Origin of the sequence: Arthrobacter sp. RIT-PI-e (genome assembly GCF_001187915.1) — a bacterium.
In the GTDB taxonomy this organism is placed as follows: domain Bacteria; phylum Actinomycetota; class Actinomycetes; order Actinomycetales; family Micrococcaceae; genus Arthrobacter_D.
Genome location: NZ_LGIU01000016.1, coordinates 14,990 through 33,450 on the forward strand (window position 1 = coordinate 14,990; position 18,461 = coordinate 33,450).

Annotated in this window: 18 protein-coding genes, 1 tRNA gene and 1 pseudogene; 9 read left to right on the forward strand and 11 right to left on the reverse strand. The window is 68.6% G+C overall.

From position 1 onward, the window contains the following. The first annotated feature begins 119 nt into the window (after positions 1–119). Positions 120–1,211, forward strand: coding sequence for an alkene reductase (locus tag AC792_RS00810; RefSeq protein ID WP_049828699.1), 1,092 nt, complete (start codon positions 120–122; stop codon positions 1,209–1,211). A gap of 67 nt (positions 1,212–1,278) precedes the next feature. Here AC792_RS00810 and AC792_RS00815 read toward each other — a convergent pair whose 3' ends face one another. Beyond that, positions 1,279–1,800, reverse strand: coding sequence for a hypothetical protein (locus AC792_RS00815; protein ID WP_049828700.1), 522 nt, complete (start codon positions 1,798–1,800; stop codon positions 1,279–1,281). A gap of 125 nt (positions 1,801–1,925) precedes the next feature. On the opposite strand from AC792_RS00815, the gene AC792_RS17420 reads away from it, so the two are divergent. Next, positions 1,926–2,066: a hypothetical protein gene (locus tag AC792_RS17420; RefSeq protein WP_162838429.1), complete on the forward strand. Its 141-nt coding sequence runs from the start codon at positions 1,926–1,928 to the stop codon at positions 2,064–2,066. Between the two features lie 173 nt (positions 2,067–2,239). Here AC792_RS17420 and AC792_RS00820 read toward each other — a convergent pair whose 3' ends face one another. Beyond that, positions 2,240–2,449: a hypothetical protein gene (locus tag AC792_RS00820; protein WP_049828701.1), complete on the reverse strand. Its 210-nt coding sequence runs from the start codon at positions 2,447–2,449 to the stop codon at positions 2,240–2,242. Positions 2,450–2,679: 230 nt separating this feature from the next. On the opposite strand from AC792_RS00820, the gene AC792_RS00825 reads away from it, so the two are divergent. Next, complete coding sequence (locus AC792_RS00825) at positions 2,680–4,341, forward strand: catalase (RefSeq protein WP_049828702.1); 1,662 nt, start codon at positions 2,680–2,682, stop codon at positions 4,339–4,341. A 33-nt stretch (positions 4,342–4,374) separates the two neighbouring features. Here AC792_RS00825 and AC792_RS00830 read toward each other — a convergent pair whose 3' ends face one another. The 3 genes from AC792_RS00830 to AC792_RS00840 all read right to left on the reverse strand — a co-directional run bounded on the left by AC792_RS00830 (position 4,375) and on the right by AC792_RS00840 (position 6,080). Continuing rightward, positions 4,375–4,647 carry a hypothetical protein gene (locus AC792_RS00830; RefSeq protein ID WP_049828703.1) on the reverse strand — a complete coding sequence of 91 codons (273 nt, stop codon included), beginning with the start codon at positions 4,645–4,647 and terminating at the stop codon, positions 4,375–4,377. Between the two features lie 109 nt (positions 4,648–4,756). Continuing rightward, positions 4,757–5,656 (reverse strand): SDR family NAD(P)-dependent oxidoreductase, encoded by a 900-nt coding sequence (locus AC792_RS00835; protein ID WP_049828704.1) that lies wholly within the window; start codon positions 5,654–5,656, stop codon positions 4,757–4,759. Between the two features lie 232 nt (positions 5,657–5,888). Further along, positions 5,889–6,080: a hypothetical protein gene (locus AC792_RS00840; protein ID WP_049828705.1), complete on the reverse strand. Its 192-nt coding sequence runs from the start codon at positions 6,078–6,080 to the stop codon at positions 5,889–5,891. Between the two features lie 95 nt (positions 6,081–6,175). Between AC792_RS00840 and AC792_RS00845 the strand changes: the two genes are divergently transcribed. Further along, positions 6,176–6,679, forward strand: a complete 504-nt coding sequence (locus AC792_RS00845; protein ID WP_049828706.1) for a metallophosphoesterase family protein — start codon at positions 6,176–6,178, stop codon at positions 6,677–6,679. A 157-nt stretch (positions 6,680–6,836) separates the two neighbouring features. Here AC792_RS00845 and AC792_RS00850 read toward each other — a convergent pair whose 3' ends face one another. Continuing rightward, positions 6,837–8,027 carry an RtcB family protein gene (locus AC792_RS00850; RefSeq protein ID WP_049828707.1) on the reverse strand — a complete coding sequence of 397 codons (1,191 nt, stop codon included), beginning with the start codon at positions 8,025–8,027 and terminating at the stop codon, positions 6,837–6,839. A gap of 690 nt (positions 8,028–8,717) precedes the next feature. On the opposite strand from AC792_RS00850, the gene AC792_RS00855 reads away from it, so the two are divergent. Then, on the forward strand, positions 8,718–9,197 hold the full coding sequence (locus tag AC792_RS00855) for a hypothetical protein (protein WP_152915948.1): 480 nt from the start codon (positions 8,718–8,720) through the stop codon (positions 9,195–9,197). 77 nt (positions 9,198–9,274) lie between these two features. On the opposite strand, the gene AC792_RS00860 is transcribed toward AC792_RS00855, so the two are convergent. Beyond that, positions 9,275–9,348: transfer RNA gene (locus tag AC792_RS00860), tRNA-Thr, on the reverse strand. Between the two features lie 111 nt (positions 9,349–9,459). After that, the gene (locus AC792_RS00865; protein ID WP_049828709.1) at positions 9,460–10,320 is read right to left on the reverse strand and encodes a DsbA family protein; all 861 of its coding nucleotides are present in this window, start codon (positions 10,318–10,320) and stop codon (positions 9,460–9,462) included. 127 nt (positions 10,321–10,447) lie between these two features. Here AC792_RS00865 and AC792_RS00870 point away from each other — a divergent pair, with 127 nt between their 5' ends. The 4 genes and pseudogenes from AC792_RS00870 to AC792_RS00885 all read left to right on the forward strand — a co-directional run bounded on the left by AC792_RS00870 (position 10,448) and on the right by AC792_RS00885 (position 15,424). Then, positions 10,448–11,947, forward strand: coding sequence for an alpha,alpha-trehalose-phosphate synthase (UDP-forming) (locus AC792_RS00870; RefSeq protein WP_049828710.1), 1,500 nt, complete (start codon positions 10,448–10,450; stop codon positions 11,945–11,947). Continuing rightward, positions 11,937–12,713 carry a trehalose-phosphatase gene (gene otsB / locus AC792_RS00875; protein WP_049828711.1) on the forward strand — a complete coding sequence of 259 codons (777 nt, stop codon included), beginning with the start codon at positions 11,937–11,939 and terminating at the stop codon, positions 12,711–12,713. The genes AC792_RS00870 and otsB overlap by 11 nt, the downstream gene beginning before the upstream one ends. Before the next feature lie 131 nt (positions 12,714–12,844). Then, entirely contained in the window at positions 12,845–13,927 is a 1,083-nt protein-coding gene (locus tag AC792_RS00880) for an ABC transporter ATP-binding protein (RefSeq protein WP_049828712.1), read from the forward strand. A 133-nt stretch (positions 13,928–14,060) separates the two neighbouring features. Then, positions 14,061–15,424, forward strand: a pseudogene (locus AC792_RS00885) (DUF4032 domain-containing protein). 57 nt (positions 15,425–15,481) lie between these two features. On the opposite strand, the gene AC792_RS00890 reads toward AC792_RS00885, so the two are convergent. The 3 genes from AC792_RS00890 to AC792_RS00900 all read right to left on the reverse strand — a co-directional run bounded on the left by AC792_RS00890 (position 15,482) and on the right by AC792_RS00900 (position 18,019). Then, on the reverse strand, positions 15,482–16,030 hold the full coding sequence (locus AC792_RS00890; protein WP_049828713.1) for a DUF4190 domain-containing protein: 549 nt from the start codon (positions 16,028–16,030) through the stop codon (positions 15,482–15,484). Positions 16,031–16,127: 97 nt separating this feature from the next. After that, positions 16,128–17,495 carry an FAD-binding oxidoreductase gene (locus AC792_RS00895; protein ID WP_049828714.1) on the reverse strand — a complete coding sequence of 456 codons (1,368 nt, stop codon included), beginning with the start codon at positions 17,493–17,495 and terminating at the stop codon, positions 16,128–16,130. After that, positions 17,495–18,019, reverse strand: coding sequence for a hypothetical protein (locus AC792_RS00900; RefSeq protein ID WP_049828715.1), 525 nt, complete (start codon positions 18,017–18,019; stop codon positions 17,495–17,497). Before AC792_RS00900 ends, AC792_RS00895 begins: the two co-directional genes overlap by 1 nt. Positions 18,020–18,461: the final 442 nt, after the last annotated feature.

Genomic DNA, 18,461 nt, shown 5'->3' on the forward strand with positions numbered 1-18,461 from the left:
GCGATCCTCGAAGGACCACCGGCAGCAACCATCGTGACGCCGGACACAGCCGGAATACCCCCTCCCGGCACCCGGTTACCGCTCGGTAGGACATACCCCGATCCAGGAAGCAGGACCACGTGAAGCTGTTCTCCCCCCTCACCCTCGGCTCGCTCGAGCTCTCCAACCGTCTGGTCATGGCACCGCTGACGCGCGTCCGCTCCGGCCGGGACGGCATCCCCGGCGACATCGTGGTGGAGCACTACCGCCAGCGGGCGTCCCTCGGCATGATCGTGAGCGAGGGGACCTACCCGAGCCACGCCGGCCAGGGCTTCCCCGGCCAGCCGGGCCTGGTCGAGGACGAGCAGCTCGCGGGCTGGAAGCGCGTCACCGACGCCGTGCACGCCGAGGGCGGACGCATCGTGGCCCAGGTCATGCACGCCGGCCGGGTCACGCACCCCGGCACCAACGGCGGGTACGAGGTGGTGGCGCCGAGTGCCATCGCCATCGAGGGCACCACCCGCACCTATACGGGCAAGGAGCCCTACCCGGTTCCCCACGCGCTCACCGCGGAGGAACTCCCGGGGATCATCGAGGAGTTCGTGACGGCATCGCGCAGGGCCATCGACGTCGCGGGTTTCGACGGCGTGGAGCTCCACGGCGCCAACGGCTACCTGCTCCACGAGTTCCTCTCCCCGGCATCGAACCAGCGTGACGACAGCTACGGCGGCTCCCCCGAGAACCGGGCGCGCTTCGTGGCCGAACTCGTCGCCGCGGTCGCGGCCGAGGTGGGCGCGGACAAAGTGGGCCTGCGGATCTCCCCGGCACACAACATCCAGGACGCCCTCGAGACGGATGCCGAGGAGGTCCACGAGACCTACGGCGCCCTGGTGGACGCGATCGCCCCGCTCGGTCTCGCCTTCCTCAGCGTGCTGCACGCCGAGCCGACCGGCGCGCTCATCCAGGACCTGCGCTCCCGCTTCGGCGGACCGTTCCTGATCAACAGCGGTTTCGGCGTGATCACCAACCGCGAGGAAGCCATCGCGGTGCTCGAGGACGGCGTGGGGGACGCCGTGGTGGTGGGTCGCCCCGCCATCGCGAACCCCGACCTCGCACGCCGCTGGAACGAGAACCTGCCGGAGAACGAGCCGGACGCGTCCACGTTCTACGGCGACGGGCCCGAGGGGTACATCGACTACCCGTTCTACGACAGCTCACCCAGCAGCAACTAGCCGCGCAGAGAACCATCGGACGAAGGCTCCCCCGCACAGGTGGGGGAGCCTTCGTGCATCCGCCACGTCACCTGCCGAGGAGGCCGTGGGCGAGGCGGGGAACCAGGCGCGTGGACCAGGCACGGATCACGGGGAACCGCACCACCGCCCATCCGGCCAGGAGCGCGGCCGCCAGATGGGCGTGCAGCATCAGCATCATCTCCGGGGAGTGACCCGGCACCGCGGCCTCCCCGGCCGGGACCTCCACCTCGGCGTGATGGCCGAGGGAGGACCCGAGGAACGAGGACGAGGGTCCACCGCCCAGACCACCGAGCACCCAGTGCAGCACCTGCTGCGCAGCACCGAGCGCCACCAGCACCCCCCAGACGGGCAGCCGCACCTGCGCCACGAGGGTGGCCACCAGGACGGCGAGCGCGGCGAGGGCCACGAGGATGGGGGCGCCGGGGAGGGCGCCTCCGGACACCGCGTGCGCCAGGAGGCCGAGGCAGAGGCTCAGGAGACCCACGAGTGCCGCGCGGAGAACGGATCTCTGCCGTCGTCCGGCTGCCGACGAGGCCTGAGGGTGCATGAGCTCACTGCCGGCGTCCATGCTCGAATCCTAGGTGCGCCGACGGTTCTCCGTCATGCTCCCCGCCGAGGGTTATGCTCCGGCGCCGAGGTTTGTAGACTGATGGTAAGGGAGCTTACTTTTCCCGGTACCGAGAGGACGAGTTGATGACAGACCAGCCCAGCGACGAGCGCATCCACAGCGAGGCCCCGGCGGAAGGGGACACCTCCGCCGCCGCCGAGGACATCCGGGAGCACGCCGAGGATCCCGCCGAGGGAGCCGACCCCGAGGACCAGCCGAATATCTGAGTCCGCCGTCATGATCCGCTCGCACGACCTCGCCGACCAAGGAGGCGCCCACCTCTGGGGTGGACGCCTCCTGCGTGTCCGGGGTCCGATTCTGGCCGCCCCGGGTGCCTGCCGGCCGTACGGATCCCGCCCACAGAGGCACAGGACCGGGCGGGAGGAGGCCCGGCGAGGGCTCAGCGCACCCCGTCGACCACTTCCCCGTACGGGACCTCCTCGGACGTCTCGGCCCCGCGGTCGGTGGCCTGGCTGCTGACCAGGATGCCGTGCTTGCCCTCGGCGACCGACTGCTTCATGACCATGAGGAGCACCTCGGCGAAGCCCTCGTCCTGGGCCTCGAGGAAGCTGATGTACTTGGGCGGGAAATTCTCGGGAACTGTGAGCATGCCCTCACGCTACCCGCCACCACCCACGCCCGCCGAGTGTTCTCGCGTTCGAGGATCGATCGCACGGTCACCGCCGGGCCCCCGGCGGACCGGGAAGTCCACCTCCCGGTACCGACCCGTTAGTAAGGTTGCTGTGTACCTGCCCCTTGGGTAGCGTCGTGAGCAGGCACGGGGCAGGCTGCCGCACCCCGTGCCCCACGACTTCCAGAGCACGCTGTGAGGAGCATTCCATGACAGACGTTTCCAGTCAGCCACCGGCCGAGGGCGACGACCGCCCGGTCCTGACCAATCGTCAGGGCCACCAGGTCTACGACAACCAGAACTCACGGACCGTCGGTGCCCGCGGGCCGGCCACCCTCGAGAACTACCAGTTCCTCGAGAAGATCAGCCACTTCGACCGCGAGCGCATCCCGGAGCGGGTGGTGCACGCGCGTGGTGCCGTGGCCTTCGGCGAGTTCGAGGCCACGGGCACCTGGGGCGACGAACCCATCGCGCGGTACACCCGGGCCAAGCTCTTCTCCGAGGCCGGCAAGAAGACCGACGTCGCCATCCGTTTCTCCACCGTGATCGGCGGCCGCGACTCGTCCGAGGCCGCACGTGACCCCCGCGGGTTCGCCGTGAAGTTCTACACGGAGGACGGCAACTGGGACCTCGTGGGCAACAACCTCGCGGTGTTCTTCATCCGCGACGCCATCAAGTTCCCCGACGTCATCCATTCCCTGAAGCCGGACCCCGTCACGTTCCGCCAGGAACCGGCGCGCATCTTCGACTTCATGTCGCAGACGCCCGAGTCCATGCACATGCTGGTGAACCTCTTCAGCCCCCGTGGCATCCCCGCCGACTACCGTCACATGCAGGGCTTCGGCGTGAACACCTACAAGTGGGTCGACGCCGACGGCGGCACCAAGCTCGTCAAGTACACGTGGCAGCCGCACCAGGGCGTGAAGAGCCTCACCGAGGAGGACGCCGCGAACATCCAGGCCACCGATCTGGGTCACGCCTCGAAGGACCTCTATGAGGCCATCGAGCGCGGCGAGTACCCGAAGTGGGACCTGTACGTGCAGCTGATGGAGGACGGCGACCACCCGGAGCTCGACTTCGACCCGCTGGACGACACGAAGACCTGGCCGGAGCAGGACTTCGTGCCGAAGCTGGTGGGCACCATGACCCTGAACCGGAACGTCACGGACCACCACAACGAGAACGAGCAGCTCTCCTTCGGTACCGGCGTGCTGGTGGACGGGCTGGACTTCTCCGACGACAAGATGCTCGTGGGACGCACCTTCAGCTACAGCGACACGCAGCGTCACCGCGTGGGTCCGAACTACCTGCAGCTGCCGGTGAACGCGGCGAAGAACGCCCCCGTGGCCACCAACCAGCGTGGCGGGCAGATGTCCTTCGGCACGGACCTGGGGCCGGGGCAGAACCCGCACGTGAACTACGAACCGTCCGTCACCGGTGGGCTCCGTGAGGGCACCTACCCCACCCACGACGACCAGGGCCCCGAGATCTCGGGCCGTCTGACACGCAAGCGCATCCCGCTGACCAACGACTACCTGCAGGCCGGTCAGCGCTATCAGCTGCTGGAGCAGTGGGAGAAGGACGATCTCGTGGGCAACTTCGTGACGCTGATCGGTCAGGCCACCCGCGAGGTCCAGGAGCGCATGGTGTGGCACTTCCACCTCGTGGACGACGAGCTCGGTGCCCGCGTGGGCGAGGGGCTGGGCATCGGGGTGGAGGAGGTCAAGGACCTTGCGCCGCTGGCGAGCCAGACGTTGTCCGAGGACGAACTGGCCCGGCTGGAGAACCTCGGCAGCAACGGGCCGCGGAACGTGGACGGCCTGACCATGACGCACTGCGTGCCGAACGAGCACGTGGTGGTCACCCGGTAGTCCTGCAACCCTGCGGTGCGGGGAGGCGTCGGCTCAGCGCCGGCGCCTCCTCGCACTCTGGCGCCAGAGCTCCATGACGGCTGCCGCGGTGACCACGAACGAGAGCACGACGAGGGCCAGCATCACGTACAGCAGCACCAGCGTGGTCAAGGGGGACGCCGCACCGTGCAGGACCTGGAGGCCGCCGAGCAACCCGACCACCCAGAAGAGCGCCACCGCGGCGAGCGCATAGCCCGCCCGCCTGCGTCCACGATCGAGACCCATGAGGCGGGCGAACCGCTCGAGGACGCCCTGCCACTGATTCATAGGACCATCATCCGCGCACGGAGGTCCGCAGCGGGCGGGCGCCGCCTATCGTGTCCCTCACACGGACGGCCCGGAGCCGATCCCATGATGGGCACGCCGCGGATCAGCGTCACCGGGTACGCCGGAAGCGCCCGAGCACACGCCACCCACCGGTGACCCCCGTGCGCTCCCGATCGGCGTCGAAGAGGTTGCCCGAGGATGCGGGTACGGAACCGCGGCGCACCGCGATCATGCTGTACACGCGGACCACCATCGGCTCGTACACGGCCGGCGCAAGGGCCCGGACGAGGACGAACAGGGACTGCACGCGCCCCACCTGCACCAGCCGCCGTGGCCGGTGGGCCACCTCGACGACGGCGCGCGCGACGCGGACGGGGTCCACGACCGGCGGCAGAGGGCGGACGGGCTGCCCCGCGTAGTTGGCCGCATGCTGGTGGATGGGCGTGTCCACAGTGGCGGGCAGCACGGCGCACACGTCGATCCCGGGAGTGTCCCTCAGCTCGAGCCGGAGCACCTCGAGGAAACCGAGCAGGCCGAACTTGCTGGTCACGTAGGGGCTCACGAAGGGCGAGGTGATCCTGGAGTACACCGAGGCCACGGAGACCAGGACGCCGTGACCCTGGTCCCGGAAGACCCGCAGCGCCGCACGGGCCCCGTACACCTGGCCCCGCAGGTTCACGTCGATGATCCGGTCGAAGGCCTCCGACGGCGTCTGCTCGAAGGTACCGAAGCTGTACAGGGAGGCATTGCCCACCCAGACGTCGATCCCCCCGAACCGTTGCACGGCGGCATCGGCGAGCCGCTCCACCTCCTGCTCGACCGCCACGTCGGTGGGCACGGTCACCACCGCTGCACCACGGTCGCGGCACTCGGTGGCTACCGCGTCCAGTGTGCCTGCATCCCGCCCTGCGAGGACCAGGTGCGCGCCCTCCTCCGCGAACAGGCGGGCAGCGGCCCGTCCGATGCCGCTCGCCGCACCCGTGATCACCACGGTGATCGCTCCACTCATCGTCCCGACCCTCCGTCGCGCCCCGATCGCCCGGGTACCTTCCGAGTCTCGGTGCACCCGGCCCCGCTTGTCACCTGTTCCCTGGAATCAGTTGCGGGACCCGGCGATGCTGTTCTTTGCCGCGTACGTGTGCTTGCCCCCACCGTAGGTCCGAACGACGGAGCCGTCACCCGGACATGAAGGAGGGAGCCCACCTGACCGCGGGCTCCCTCCTGAGATCGAGGGTCCTGCGTCAGTTGCCGAAGCCTCCGAAGCCGGGGAGCTTGCCCAGCAGGTCCTTGGGGTTGATGCCGAACTTCGCGAGGAGGTCCGAGTGCTGCTCCGGGTCCACCTGGTCGGGCAGCTGGGACCGGGCGTCGTCCGCGGAATCGTTCTTGCCCTGGGACTTCAGGAGGTCGATGATCTGCGACTTGTCGATGTTCATGTGCTTCCTCTTCCATGCTCGGGCGAAGTAGTAAGCCTACTGATCACAGGGTGGCACATGCCGCCCGGTGTTGTCACGGGCCGGAGAATGGGGGCATGCCGCTCACGCTGACCATCCTCGCCGACACCCACCTCCCCCGACGCGCCAAGGGACTGCCCGCGGAGGTGTGGGCGGCGGTGGAGGCCGCCGACGTCGTCCTCCACGCCGGTGACTGGGTGGAGGAGGCCCTCCTCGACGAGCTCTCGGCACGGTCCTCACGCCTGATCGCGTGCTACGGGAACAACGACGGCGCCGGGCTGCGGGCGCGCCTGCCCCTCGTGGCCCGGGCCGAGCTCGGCGGCCTGCGCTTCGCCGTGGTGCACGAGACGGGGCAGAAGCAAGGCCGCGAGGCGCGTATGGCGGCCCTCCACCCCGACGTGGACGTGCTGGTCTTCGGGCACAGCCACATCCCGTGGGACACGCGGGCGGAGAACGGCCTCCGTCTCCTCAACCCGGGCTCCTCCACGGACCGCCGTCGCCAACCGCACTGCACCTACATGACGGGCGTCGTCGACGCCGGGGTCCTCGACGTGGAGCTCCACCGGCTGCCACCACGGTGACGGCCTCCGTGCTGCCGCTGACGTTCCCCTCCCCCGCACTCCGTCGGTGCACACCTCGTCCGGTCCGAGCCGGTTCTCCACCCGTGATCGCCCACGAGGGACGAGGCGGGTGGGGCCGCTGCGGCCGGAGCCGCTGCGGACCCGCCCGCGGAGGGGCTCAGCCCTTCACGCAGAGGATGGTGCGCAGGTGCTGCACCACGGACACCAGGTCCGACTGCGCCGCGATCACCGCGTCCAGGTCCTTGTAGGCGCCGGGGATCTCGTCCACGATCCCGGCGTCCTTCCGGGACTCCACCCCTCGGGTCTGCTCGATCAGGTCCTCCACGCTGTAGGTGGCCCTTGCCCGGTTGCGGCTCATCCTCCGTCCGGCACCGTGGGACGCGGACCGGAACGACGCCGGGTTGCCGAGACCGCGCACGATGTACGAGCCGGTGCCCATGGACCCGGGGAGCAGGCCGAGGTCACCGGATCCCGCGCGGATCGCGCCCTTGCGGGTCACGAGCATCGCACGCCCGTCGATCTCCTCCTCCGCCACGTAGTTGTGGTGGCAGGAGATGGCGCTGTCGAAGCCGACGTCGGCCCCGGGCACGGCCGCCCGCACCGCGTCCTTGAACAGCTCCATCATGATCTCGCGCGAGCGCAGCGCGAACTCCTGGGCCCACTCGAGATCCCTGCGGTACGCGGCCATCTCGGGCGAGCCCTTCAGGAAGACGGCGAGATCCGGATCCGGCAGGTCCCGGTTCTGCGGCAGCTTCTTGGCGATGGAGATGTGCCGTTCCGCCAGCTCCTTGCCGATGTTGCGGGATCCGGAGTGCAGCGCCAGCCACACGCGGTCCTCGGCGTCGAGGGTGACCTCGAGGAAGTGGTTGCCCCCGCCGAGGGACCCGAGCTGCGAGTGTGCGCGCTGCTCGAGCTTCTGGACCCCGGGGTGCAGGTCCTTGAACCTCGACCAGAACACGTCGAGACCCTTCGTCAGGTCGAACGGCCGCAGGTCCAGCCACTCCTCATGCCCCCGGAACCCCACCGGGATGGCCGCCTCGACGGCCAGGCGCAGGGGTCTGAGGTCCTCGGGCAGGTCCGCGGCCGTCAGCGAGGTGCGGACGGCCGAGACACCGCACCCGATGTCCACGCCTACCGCGGACGGGGAGATCGCGCTCTCCATGGCGATGACCGATCCCACCGTGGCTCCCTTGCCCAGGTGGACGTCCGGCATCACCCGTACACCGTGGACGTACTCGAGAGCCGCGATGTTGCGGAGCTGCTGGAGTGCCGCCGGTTCGACGTCGTGCTCCGCGGTCCACATCAGCGTGGACGCCCGGGCCCCGCTCAGTGCGACGGGAAGTTCCATGGCATTGCCTCCTTCAAGGCTGGTATCAATCACAGGAATTCCCTCCGATCGACGGCGGATGAATTCCTGCAGGTCCGGACAATGAATGATCGGACGAATTCGAGCGCGCCGACGGACCCGCGAACGGGTCGCCGGAATATGAATGGGTACGTCGGGGAGATGGTCATGGGAAATCGCGCGGATATGATCGGGGATATGCCGCTCGATCGCATCCGCGCCTGTCGTTTGAGGCAGAGAAAAGGCCACCTCGGGGGCTGGACTTACCCGAAGTGGCCTGGATTCCCCTGCTCTGCAGTCAGGATCCGGTTCTTCGATGCCAGGTCGGCTCGTCCTGCTGGTAGCAGGGCTTGTTCAGGTCTTGGAGCAGAGCCAGCGACTCGAGGGCAGGCAGGAAGGAGCGACTCGTGGCCGTAGCGTCGAGCATCGACGATGCGCTCATTTCCCCTCCTGGGCGTGAATAGTCCTGGGCATGAATTGTCGCGGCATGATTCGTGCCGCTGGATAGACTTTAGAACCGGTGCCGGCGATTTGTAAAGCCGCACCCTCGAATTACCCCGGAGAACTCGCGCGCGGTATTGCCATTCGTGCCTCTGTCGAGGACAACGCGTACGCTCGATCTGATGATCGAGGAAATGTCATGAGCATCGAAGAACTGCGGCGGTCCGTCGCAGGAGGAAGGGGCGTGATCGCATGAGTACACAGCAGGGAGCATCGGGCGCGGAGTTCCACGCGCGTATGCCGCGCCGGTACAGGGTGGGCCTGCTGTCCATCGGGGTCGTGGCAGTGGCGGTGGCGGTCCTGCCGCTCGCGCTCGGCGACGTCGGGCCCCTGGGTCTCGGTGTCGCGGCCGTGACGGCGGGGACGTTCCTCCTCTGCCTCCGGATGCGGGCGGTGGTGCGGCTGGGCACGGAGGAGCTGAGCATCAGGGTGGCCGGTGTCTTCTCGACGTCCATCCCCTACCGCACGATCACGGGGACGGCTCCGGACGCGGACACCGGCTTCGTCCAGGGGATGGGGCTCCGGAAACTGCCGCACCGCACCACGGGGTACCTGGTGGGCGGGCCCACCGTCCGCATCGGCACCGGAGAGACCGCTGTGCTCGTCTCGACGGAGGCCCCGGAGGAACTGTCGAGGGCGATCGAGGAACGCCGGGTGCCCTTCAGCGGCTGAGCCGCCCCGGGAGGGACGACGCCGGTGGACGGGACGACCCTCCCGGCCGGCGGAGCCTGCACGGAAGGGTCGACGTGAGCCCCCTGTCGGATTCGAACCGACGACCCCCGCTTTACAAGAGCGGTGCTCTGGCCAACTGAGCTAAGGAGGCGTGCCGGGCCACCCCGGCGAGCGCCGTCGTCGTCCCGTATCGGATGATTCGTGCTGTACGGAATGACGAGAACGACACCAAGGGTAGCCCAGCGCCGGCGGGGCCGGGTAATCAGCTGCGCGCGTCGAGTGCCGTCTGCACCGTGGTGGCGAAGTCGGAGACGCCGTTCGCGACCATGGTCCCGTCCACGTACACCGTGGGGGTGCCGCCGACGGAGGCCGCCTGCGCCGCCTCCGTCGTGTACTTGACGAACGGACGGAAGGTGCCCTCCTCCACGCAGGAGGAGATGTCCCCGGCTCCGGACCGGTCGGCGAGCTCGATCAGGCCGGCGTCGTCGAGCTCGCCCTGCTCGAAGTGGGCGAACAGGCCCTGGGTGAAGTCGAAGTAGCTCTGCGGAGCGGAGTCGGCCACGCACGCCGCCGCGTTCGCGCCGCGGGAGGAGTACGCGGTGCTGCTGTTGCGGTCCAGGTAGGCGACCGTGCGGTACTCGAAGGTGATCTCGCCGTCGTCGAGCCAGGAGCGGATCTGGTCGGCGTACCGTGCCTCGAAGTCCGCGCAGTGCACGCAGTTGACGTCCACGTACGCGACCACCTGCAGCGGCCCGTCCGGGGAGGAGTCGATCCCGTCCGGGATCTCCCCCGCGGGTGCGGGCTCCTCGGGCAGATCCGCGGTGTCCACGTCACCGGTCCGCGCAGGAGCCAGCTCGGTCCCGGACACCAGGGTGATACCGCCCTGGGCGTTGCCCGCCTGCGGTGCCGGCCCGGCGTCGGCGACCTGACCGCGCGCATTGCCCACCACCACGGCCACGATGACAGCGACGATCACCAGCGCCGCGAGGACCACCCCGCCCTTGGCCAGGAGACCGTTCCTGCGCTCCTTGCGCCGCTGTTGCTCCTGCATCAGCCGGGCTCGTTCCCGGGCCTCCGCGGTGCGTTCGGCTTTGGTCGGCTTGCGTGCGGGTGTGGGCGCCATCAGTCCTCTTCGTCGGCTTTTCGGTGCGACCAGTTTAGCGATCCCGGCTACGAGCTTCCTGGGTGGCCTGCGCAGGTCCCGGAGGGAAGGCGAACCGATAGAGTCGGCAGGGAGACCACCTACTGCGATGGAGCCAGTTTTGAGCGCAGCACAACCTTCCACCACACCCGGCGTCACTCCCCCCTCCGCCGTCGACGGCCAGTACGGGGACTTCGATTTCATCGTCGTCTCCAACCGCCTGGCGGTGGACCGCGTGGTCGACGGCGACGGGGAGAGTTCGTGGCGACGCTCACCCGGAGGCCTGGTGACCGCGCTCGCCCCGGTCATGGCGAAGGCCGACGGCGCATGGGTGGGCTGGCACGGCGCACCGGACGAGACGCTCGAGGCATTCGACGAGGCCAACATGCACCTCGTCCCGGTGCCGCTCAGCGCGGAGGAGGTGGAGCTGTACTACGAGGGGTTCTCCAACACCACGCTCTGGCCGCTCTACCACGACGTCATCGCCTCGCCGGAGTTCCACCGCACCTGGTGGGACTCCTACCGGCGGGTCAACGAGCGCTTCGCGACGGCGACGGCATCCGTGGCCGCCGAGGGCGCCACGGTCTGGGTGCAGGACTACCAGCTGCAGCTGGTGCCCAAGCTGCTCCGGGAGCTGCGGCCGGATCTCCGGATCGGCTTCTTCAACCACATCCCGTTCCCGCCCCTGGAGATCTACGCGCAGCTCCCCTGGCGCCGTCAGGTCATCGAGGGGCTCCTCGGCGCGGATCTCATCGGGTTCCAGCGACCCAGCGACGCCAGCAACTTCCTCCGCTGCGTGCGCCGCTTCAAGGGGTACACGATCAAGGCGCAGCAGGTCCAGGTCCCGGCGTCGGAGGACGGCGTCCCCGCCTACGTGTCCCGCGCGGAGGCGTTCCCCATCTCGATCGACACCGCCTCCATCGCGGAGCTCGCGCAGCGACCGGAGGTGATCGCGCGGTCCGAGGAGATCCGGCGCGAGCTCGGGGATCCGCAGCACATCCTCCTCGGCGTCGACCGCCTCGACTACACGAAGGGCATCGGCCACCGGCTGAAGGCCTACGGTGAGCTCCTCGAGGACGGCGCCATCACGGTGGAGGACGCCGCGCTGATCCAGGTGGCGAGTCCCAGCAGGGAACGTGTGGAGCAGTACCGGCTCCTGCGCGAGGACATCGAGGGTGCCGTGGGGCGCATCAACGGCACGCACGACACCATGAAGAACACGGCCGTCCGCTACCTCCACCACAGCTACCCCGTGGAGGAGATGGTGGCCCTCTACCTCGCAGCCGACGTCATGCTCGTCACGGCACTGCGCGACGGCATGAACCTCGTGGCGAAGGAGTACGTCGCAGCACGGATCGGCAACACGGGCACCCTGGTGCTCAGCGAGTTCGCCGGGGCCGCGGACACGCTCCGTCAGGCGATCCTGGTCAACCCCCACGACATCGACGGGTTGAAGAGCTCCATCGTCCAGGCGATCGAGATGCCGAAGGCCGAGGAGACACGGCGCATGCGGCTCATGCGGCGCCAGGTGGTGCAGAACGACGTCGAGCGGTGGTCCCGGACCTTCCTGGACGCCCTGCACGCGGGAAGTTCCGAGCATGACTCCTGAACCTGACCTGCAGGCTGCACTGGAGAGCGTCGCAGGGACGCCGCACCTCCTGGTGGCACTGGACTTCGACGGAACTCTCGCCCCGCTGGTGGGCCGGGCGGAGGATGCCCGCGCCCTCCCCGCGTCCGCCGCCGCCGTCCGTGCACTCGCCGGACTCCCCGGGACCACCACGGGCCTCGTCTCCGGGCGCGCCCTGGACAGTCTGCGCCTGGTTGCCGATCCCGCACCGGAGACGCTCCTGATCGGCAGCCACGGCGCCGAGACCTGGCTGGGCCCCGACGCCGCACCCCTCGAACTCACCGAGCCGCAGGCCGCCCTGCTCGCACGCGCCGTCGCCGTCGTCGAGGACACCGCCGCCGCCCATCCCGGCACCCGGGTCGAGTACAAGCCCGCCGGCGTCGTCCTCCACACCCGCACGGCCGACGACGACGTGGCCGCGGACGCGGTCGCCGCGACGAGATCGGGGCTCGCCCCACTCCACGGACTGAGCATCAGCGAGGGCAAGCGGAACCTGGAGGTCTCCGTGATCCACGCGGACAAGGGGCAGGGGCTCGCCCTGCTGCGGGAGGCCACCGGTGCCACCGCGGTGTTCTTCGCGGGCGACGACGTCACGGACGAGAACGCACTGCGCACCCTGGGCACCGGTGACGTCGGCGTCCGGATCGGTGCCGGCCACACCGCCGCACGCTTCCTGGTCGGCACCCCGGAGGACTTCGCCGACGTGCTGACGGAGCTCGCCCGGTTGCGCGAGGATGCGCTCCGCTGACGGACGTGTCATACTACGGATCACGTGGCCCCGGCCGGCAGTACTGCTGACCACCACGCCCCACAACTGAATATCTTCCATTCACTACGGATCGTCGGGCACGTACCTGCCCGTGAAAAGGAACAAGAACCATGGCAACGGTAACGTTTGACCAGGCCACGCGCCTGTACCCGGGCACCGAGAAGCCCGCCGTCGACAAGCTCGACATCCAGATCGCGGACGGCGAATTCCTCGTCCTCGTCGGCCCCTCCGGTTGCGGCAAGTCCACCTCCCTGCGCATGCTCGCGGGCCTCGAGGACGTCAACTCCGGACGCATCCTCATCGGTGACCGCGACGTCACCGACGTCCCCCCGAAGGATCGCGACATCGCGATGGTCTTCCAGAACTACGCCCTCTACCCGCACATGTCGGTGGCCGACAACATGGGCTTCGCGCTCAAGATCGCCGGTGTCTCCAAGGAGGAGCGCGCCGAGCGTGTCCGCGAGGCCGCGAAGCTCCTGGACCTGCAGGACTACCTGGACCGCAAGCCGAAGGCCCTCTCCGGTGGTCAGCGTCAGCGCGTCGCCATGGGCCGCGCGATCGTGCGCAACCCGCAGGTGTTCCTCATGGACGAGCCGCTCTCGAACCTGGACGCCAAGCTCCGCGTGCAGACCCGCACCCAGATCGCCTCGCTCACCCGGCGCCTCGGGGTCACCACCGTCTACGTGACCCACGACCAGGTCGAGGCCATGACCATGGGTGACCGCGTCGCCGTGCTCAAGGACGGCATCCTCCAGCAGGTGGACACCCCCCGCAACCTCTACGAGCGCCCTAAGAACGTCTTCGTGGCCGGCTTCATCGGCTCACCCGCGATGAACCTCCTGGAGCTGCCCGTGACCGACGGCGGCGTGATCTTCGGTGGCCTCACCTACCCGGTGCCCAACGACGTGCTCAATGCCGCCGCCGGCAACACCGTCACGCTGGGTGTCCGCCCGGAGGACCTCAAGCTGGCGGATGCAGGCCTGCAGGTGGAGGTGGACGTCGTCGAGGAACTCGGTGCCGACGCCTACATCTACGGCCACACCACGCTGGACGGCAAGGACCACGACATGGTGGTCCGCGTCGACGGTCGCCGCCCCCCGATGAAGGGTGACGTGGTGTACGTCCGCCCCGAGCAGGGCCACGTGCACCTCTTCGACACCGGGAGCGGTCTCCGTCTGGCCGAGACGGTCTAGCCGTACTCCTCGAACGACGACGGCGGTGGCGCCCACCGGGCATCCTTCGGGAGCCTGGTGGGCGCCACCGCGTCGTTTGACGCCGATTACGCTTGACGCAGGTACGTTCCCGTCCTGACCCGGAGGCAGCACCATGACCGAGACCACGAACGCCCAATGGCACGACGAGCCGACGGACTACGGCCAGACCGGGAAACTCCCCCGAATCCGCCCGGTGTCCGAGGAGAGCCCCGACTCCCTCGGCTCGCTCAACATCACCGCGGCCGCCACCGATCCGGAGCTGCTCGACCTCCCGTGGCACATCACCCTCGACCAGTGGCCGGCCAGTACACTCGCCGCCCTGCCCCGCGGCATCTCCCGGCACATCGTCCGCTTCGCGCACCTCGGCGGATCGGTCATCGCGGTCAAGGAGACCGGTGAGCACGTGGCGCGCCACGAGTACCACATGCTGCGCAAGCTCCAGCGGCTCGACGTCCCCTGCGTGGAGCCCGTGGCCGTCATCTCCGGCCGCACCACCCCCGAGGGCGGAGAACTCGACCCCGTCCTGGTCACCCGCCCCCTCCAATTCTCCCCCCCCTCCCGGGCGCTGCCCCCCCAGCCCCTGCGCCGGGCCCCCTTGGCCCGCCTCATCGACGCCCAGGCGCTGCTCCTCGTCGGCTCCCCCTCATCGGCTTCTACTGGGGGGACGTCTCGCTCTCCAACACGCTGTTCCGCCGCGATGCCGGATCCTTCGCCGCGTACCTCGTGGATGCCGAGACCGGTGAGCTGTACCCGGAGCTCTCCACGGGTCAGCGCGAGTACGATCTCGAGATCGCGCGCGTGAACATCGCCGGCGAGCTGATGGACCTCGCCGAGGGCGGACTGATCGAGGAGAAAGTGGATCCGCTGGCCACCAGCGAGCTGATCATGGACAGCTACCGCCGGCTGTGGAAGGAACTGACGGAGAAGGAGTCCTTCGAGCTCGGAGAACGCTGGCGGGTCGGAGCGCGTATCCGCCGCCTCAACGAGCTCGGGTTCGACGTCGAGGAGTACGCGATCAAGACCGCCGCGAACGGCACGCAGATCCAGTTGCAGCCCAAGGTGGTCGACGCCGGCCATCACAGCCGCCGGCTCCTGCGTCTGACGGGTCTCGACGCCCAGGAGAACCAGGCACGGCGCCTCCTGAACGACATGGACGCCTACCGCGCGGACAACAACCCCACGCTCGACGAGGAGTTCAGTGCACACCTCTGGGTGAACGAGGTGTTCGAGCCGATCGTGCGGGCCGTACCGCGTGAGCTCGGCGGGAAGCTCGAGCCGGCCGAGGTGGTCCACGAGGTGCTGGAGCACCGGTGGTACATGTCCGAGCGCGAGGACCGGAACGTCCCCATGGCGGAGGCAGTGCAGTCCTATCTGGATGACGAGTTGCGCCACCGCCGGGACGAGGCCGAGATCATGCTGACCGCCGATTCGAAGACCATCGGCATCGACGGCGATTCGGAGTATGCGGGGAACTGAGGGGCAAAGAGAAAGGACCGGCAGCCGATGACTGCCGGTCCTTCTTCGCTCAGCGAGCTACGGGCACTGCGTGGGTACGCCCTGGTATTCGACGGTTCCGCCGCTCGGTACGCCTTCGCACAGCTGAGCCACTTCGATGCCGACACTGACGATGAAGTAGATGATGACAGCACCGAGAATCGTGAAGAGAACGCCGATGATGATTCCGGCGAGGGCGAACCCGTTGCCCATCCTGGCCTTTCTCGACTTCACCATCCCGATGATGCTGATGATCAACCCGATCGGTGCCAGGAAGATGGCGAGGATGAACCCGACGATCCCGAGGGTCCGTCCCGGGTTCTCCGCCGGCTGTCCGGCATAGCCGCCCTGCTGCCCCGGGTACCCTGCGGCAGCATCACCGTACTGTCCCTGCTGACCGTAGGGTGATGCGCTCTGGTCACCGTAGGGTGATGCACCCTGCTGACCGTACTGCGACTGACCCTCGGACGACTGTGATGCGCCCTGGCCGTACTGCGGGAGGTTCTGACCGTACTGCGGCTGGTTCTGGTCGCCGTACGGCGAGCTGCCCTCCGGTCCGCCTCGCGATCCTGAATTGTTCTCCGACATGCTGCCCCCTGAGATTGTTGGTACCACCGGCGATGACCGGCCCTTTCTTGAACAGTATCATCGGGCCTTCTCCGCGGGCCGGAGGTAGGGCGTACGGTCAGGAGCCGATCGCCTTGCCCGGGTTGAGGATACCGAGCGGGTCGAACACCTCCTTGATCCTGCGCTGCAGCTCGAGGACCGCGGCGGACTGCTCCCAGCCGAGCCAACGGAGCTTGTACTGACCTACGCCGTGCTCGCCGGTGATCGTGCCGCCGAGGTCGAGGGCCGTCCGTACCGAGTCGTCCAGCGCCGCCTCCAGCCGTCCTCGTGCATCCTCGCCGTCCGCGGCTTCCACCCAGAAGGTGGGATGCAGGTTGCCGTCCCCCGCGTGCGCCACCACCTTCAGGTTCACCCCGTGCCGCGCAGCCAGCTCCTCCAGCGCCGCCACGTACTGTACGAGCCGTGACTTCGGTACGGCGACGTCCTCCCCCACCCGGTGGACGTCGTCCGCCGCATCCCCTCGGCTGTGTCTGCGGAGATCGATGAGTCTGTCCGCCTCCGCGGCTCCTTCGTCGCTGACGCTCGCCCCCAGTCCGACGAGCTCCCGGCGGATCATCTCCGCTTCCTCGGCTGCTCCGAATCCGTCCGTCTGCACCAGCAGGAGCGACCCTCCTCGCCGCCGGAGGTCGGACCCGTGGACACTGTCCAGCGACTCAAGGGTCCTGCCGTCCAGGAGTTCGAGGATCGCCGGCTGGATCCGCGCACGGCTGATCGCCAGCACACCCTCGGCCGCCCTCGGGAAGTCGTCGAAGAACGCTGCCAGGGTCCGTACCGAGCGCGGCAGGTACCGCAGACGAACGGTGATTCCCACCACCACCCCGAGCGTCCCCTCGGAGCCGATGAGCAGGGCCGTCAGGTCGTACCCGGCCACTCCCTTGAACGTGCTGTGACCCGTCGAGACGAGCGTGCCGTCGGCCAGGACGACGTCGAGGGCGAGTACCGAGTCCCGTGTCACCCCGTACTTCGCACAGCGCAGACCGCCCGCGTTCGTCGCGACGTTCCCTCCGATGGTGGACCAGCGGTAGCTCGCCGGATCCGGCGCATACATCAACCCGTGCTCGGCCACCGCTGCATTGAGATCTGCATTGATCACCCCGGGCTCGACGACGGCGGTCTCATCGTCCGCATCGATCCTGAGGATCCGGTTCATCTCCTCGAGCGAGAGGATGATGCAACCGTCCGTGGCGTGGGCACCGCCGGAGATCCCGGATCCGGCCCCGCGGCTGACCACCGGAATCGCGTGGCGCGTCGCCCAGCGGAGGATGGTCCGGACGTCCTCGATGCTCCGTGCGCGCACCACCGCTCGCGGGAGGATGTGCTCGAGCACCGGACCCTTGTCCCGGGCATGCAGTTCGAGATCCTCTGCAGCCGTACCCACCCGGCCGGGAAGAAGCTGTGCCAGTTCCTCGAGGTCTCCCGCCCCCATCAGGATCCACCCATGAAACGGCGGTAACGGGACAGCGCCTCCGGCCAGAACTCCCGGTAGGACGTGTACAGCTCGGCAGGGTCCTCGGAGGTCCATCCACTGTGTGTCAGGGTCAGAGTGGAACTGGCTCCGTCCGTCTCCTCTGCTGACGCCTGCCGATCCATCTCGGGGGGCGGCTCCACAGCTCCAGCTCCTAGTTCCGCGCGGACTGTCGTGGTCGACGTCGACCCGGCATGCCTCCACCGGAGTTCGAGCCACTGTCCAGCAGCGCTGCTCGTGACCTCACCCCATACGTACTCGTCGTCCTCGGCGGAGGTCTCGACCAGGGCGTTGTCCTCCAGGTCGAAGAAACTGCTCTCCCCCCATCGGCTCAGCAGAGCGGCAGGCCACCACAGGTGCAGGTGCTCGGTGAACCCGGCCCAGGCATGCTCGCCCGGGGCGGGAACCACCACGTCGGACACCACGTCCGCACGGGAATCCACCGGGCTGTCGGGTGTGGGCGAATGCGAGAACAGTCCACTCATGATCCGACCTTACCGCCGGGCTCTCCCGGGCTGAGTCCAGTGCGCAGGTCTCCCGTGCCGGGAGCCTTCCCGGCACATGGAGCAGTGGTGTGATAGTCGGATCCCTGATAGTGGCGCAGCGCAGTCGGCAGCCTGGCTTCTTCCATCAGCGTGGCTCTCGGTCGAATACGGCTGAGTCGAATCCGGCTGAGGACTTACCGGCTTCCGCTACCCACTCGCCCCGTCGGCTCGGGCCCGCCGGCCACGTTCAGTTGAGGCGCGGGGCCATCGCCCATATTCAGTCAAGGTGCGCCCGGCTTGTTCTGCCGATGTGTTGGTGGGTGGTTATGTGGGTGAGGCCCCCGCACCGGGTGGTGTGGGGGCCTCAGCCTAAGGGGTGTCCGGCGGTGTCCTACTCTCCCACACTCTCTCGGGTGCAGTACCATCGGCGCTGTGGGTCTTA

What these genes read in the sequence shown, in the direction of transcription:
- AC792_RS00850 (WP_049828707.1), bottom strand. Translation starts at nt 8,027, where the DNA reads ATGGAACTTCCCGTCGCACTGAGCGGGGCCCGGGCGTCCACGCTGATG.
- AC792_RS00825 (WP_049828702.1), top strand. Translation starts at nt 2,680, where the DNA reads ATGACAGACGTTTCCAGTCAGCCACCGGCCGAGGGCGACGACCGCCCG.
- AC792_RS00870 (WP_049828710.1), top strand. Translation starts at nt 10,448, where the DNA reads ATGGAGCCAGTTTTGAGCGCAGCACAACCTTCCACCACACCCGGCGTC.
- AC792_RS00820 (WP_049828701.1), bottom strand. Translation starts at nt 2,449, where the DNA reads ATGCTCACAGTTCCCGAGAATTTCCCGCCCAAGTACATCAGCTTCCTC.
- AC792_RS00900 (WP_049828715.1), bottom strand. Translation starts at nt 18,019, where the DNA reads ATGAGTGGACTGTTCTCGCATTCGCCCACACCCGACAGCCCGGTGGAT.
- AC792_RS00830 (WP_049828703.1), bottom strand. Translation starts at nt 4,647, where the DNA reads ATGAATCAGTGGCAGGGCGTCCTCGAGCGGTTCGCCCGCCTCATGGGT.
- AC792_RS00890 (WP_049828713.1), bottom strand. Translation starts at nt 16,030, where the DNA reads ATGTCGGAGAACAATTCAGGATCGCGAGGCGGACCGGAGGGCAGCTCG.
- otsB (WP_049828711.1), top strand. Translation starts at nt 11,937, where the DNA reads ATGACTCCTGAACCTGACCTGCAGGCTGCACTGGAGAGCGTCGCAGGG.
- AC792_RS00845 (WP_049828706.1), top strand. Translation starts at nt 6,176, where the DNA reads ATGCCGCTCACGCTGACCATCCTCGCCGACACCCACCTCCCCCGACGC.
- AC792_RS00865 (WP_049828709.1), bottom strand. Translation starts at nt 10,320, where the DNA reads ATGGCGCCCACACCCGCACGCAAGCCGACCAAAGCCGAACGCACCGCG.
- AC792_RS00855 (WP_152915948.1), top strand. Translation starts at nt 8,718, where the DNA reads ATGAGTACACAGCAGGGAGCATCGGGCGCGGAGTTCCACGCGCGTATG.
- AC792_RS00815 (WP_049828700.1), bottom strand. Translation starts at nt 1,800, where the DNA reads ATGGACGCCGGCAGTGAGCTCATGCACCCTCAGGCCTCGTCGGCAGCC.
- AC792_RS00895 (WP_049828714.1), bottom strand. Translation starts at nt 17,495, where the DNA reads ATGGGGGCGGGAGACCTCGAGGAACTGGCACAGCTTCTTCCCGGCCGG.
- AC792_RS17420 (WP_162838429.1), top strand. Translation starts at nt 1,926, where the DNA reads ATGACAGACCAGCCCAGCGACGAGCGCATCCACAGCGAGGCCCCGGCG.
- AC792_RS00880 (WP_049828712.1), top strand. Translation starts at nt 12,845, where the DNA reads ATGGCAACGGTAACGTTTGACCAGGCCACGCGCCTGTACCCGGGCACC.
- AC792_RS00835 (WP_049828704.1), bottom strand. Translation starts at nt 5,656, where the DNA reads ATGAGTGGAGCGATCACCGTGGTGATCACGGGTGCGGCGAGCGGCATC.
- AC792_RS00840 (WP_049828705.1), bottom strand. Translation starts at nt 6,080, where the DNA reads ATGAACATCGACAAGTCGCAGATCATCGACCTCCTGAAGTCCCAGGGC.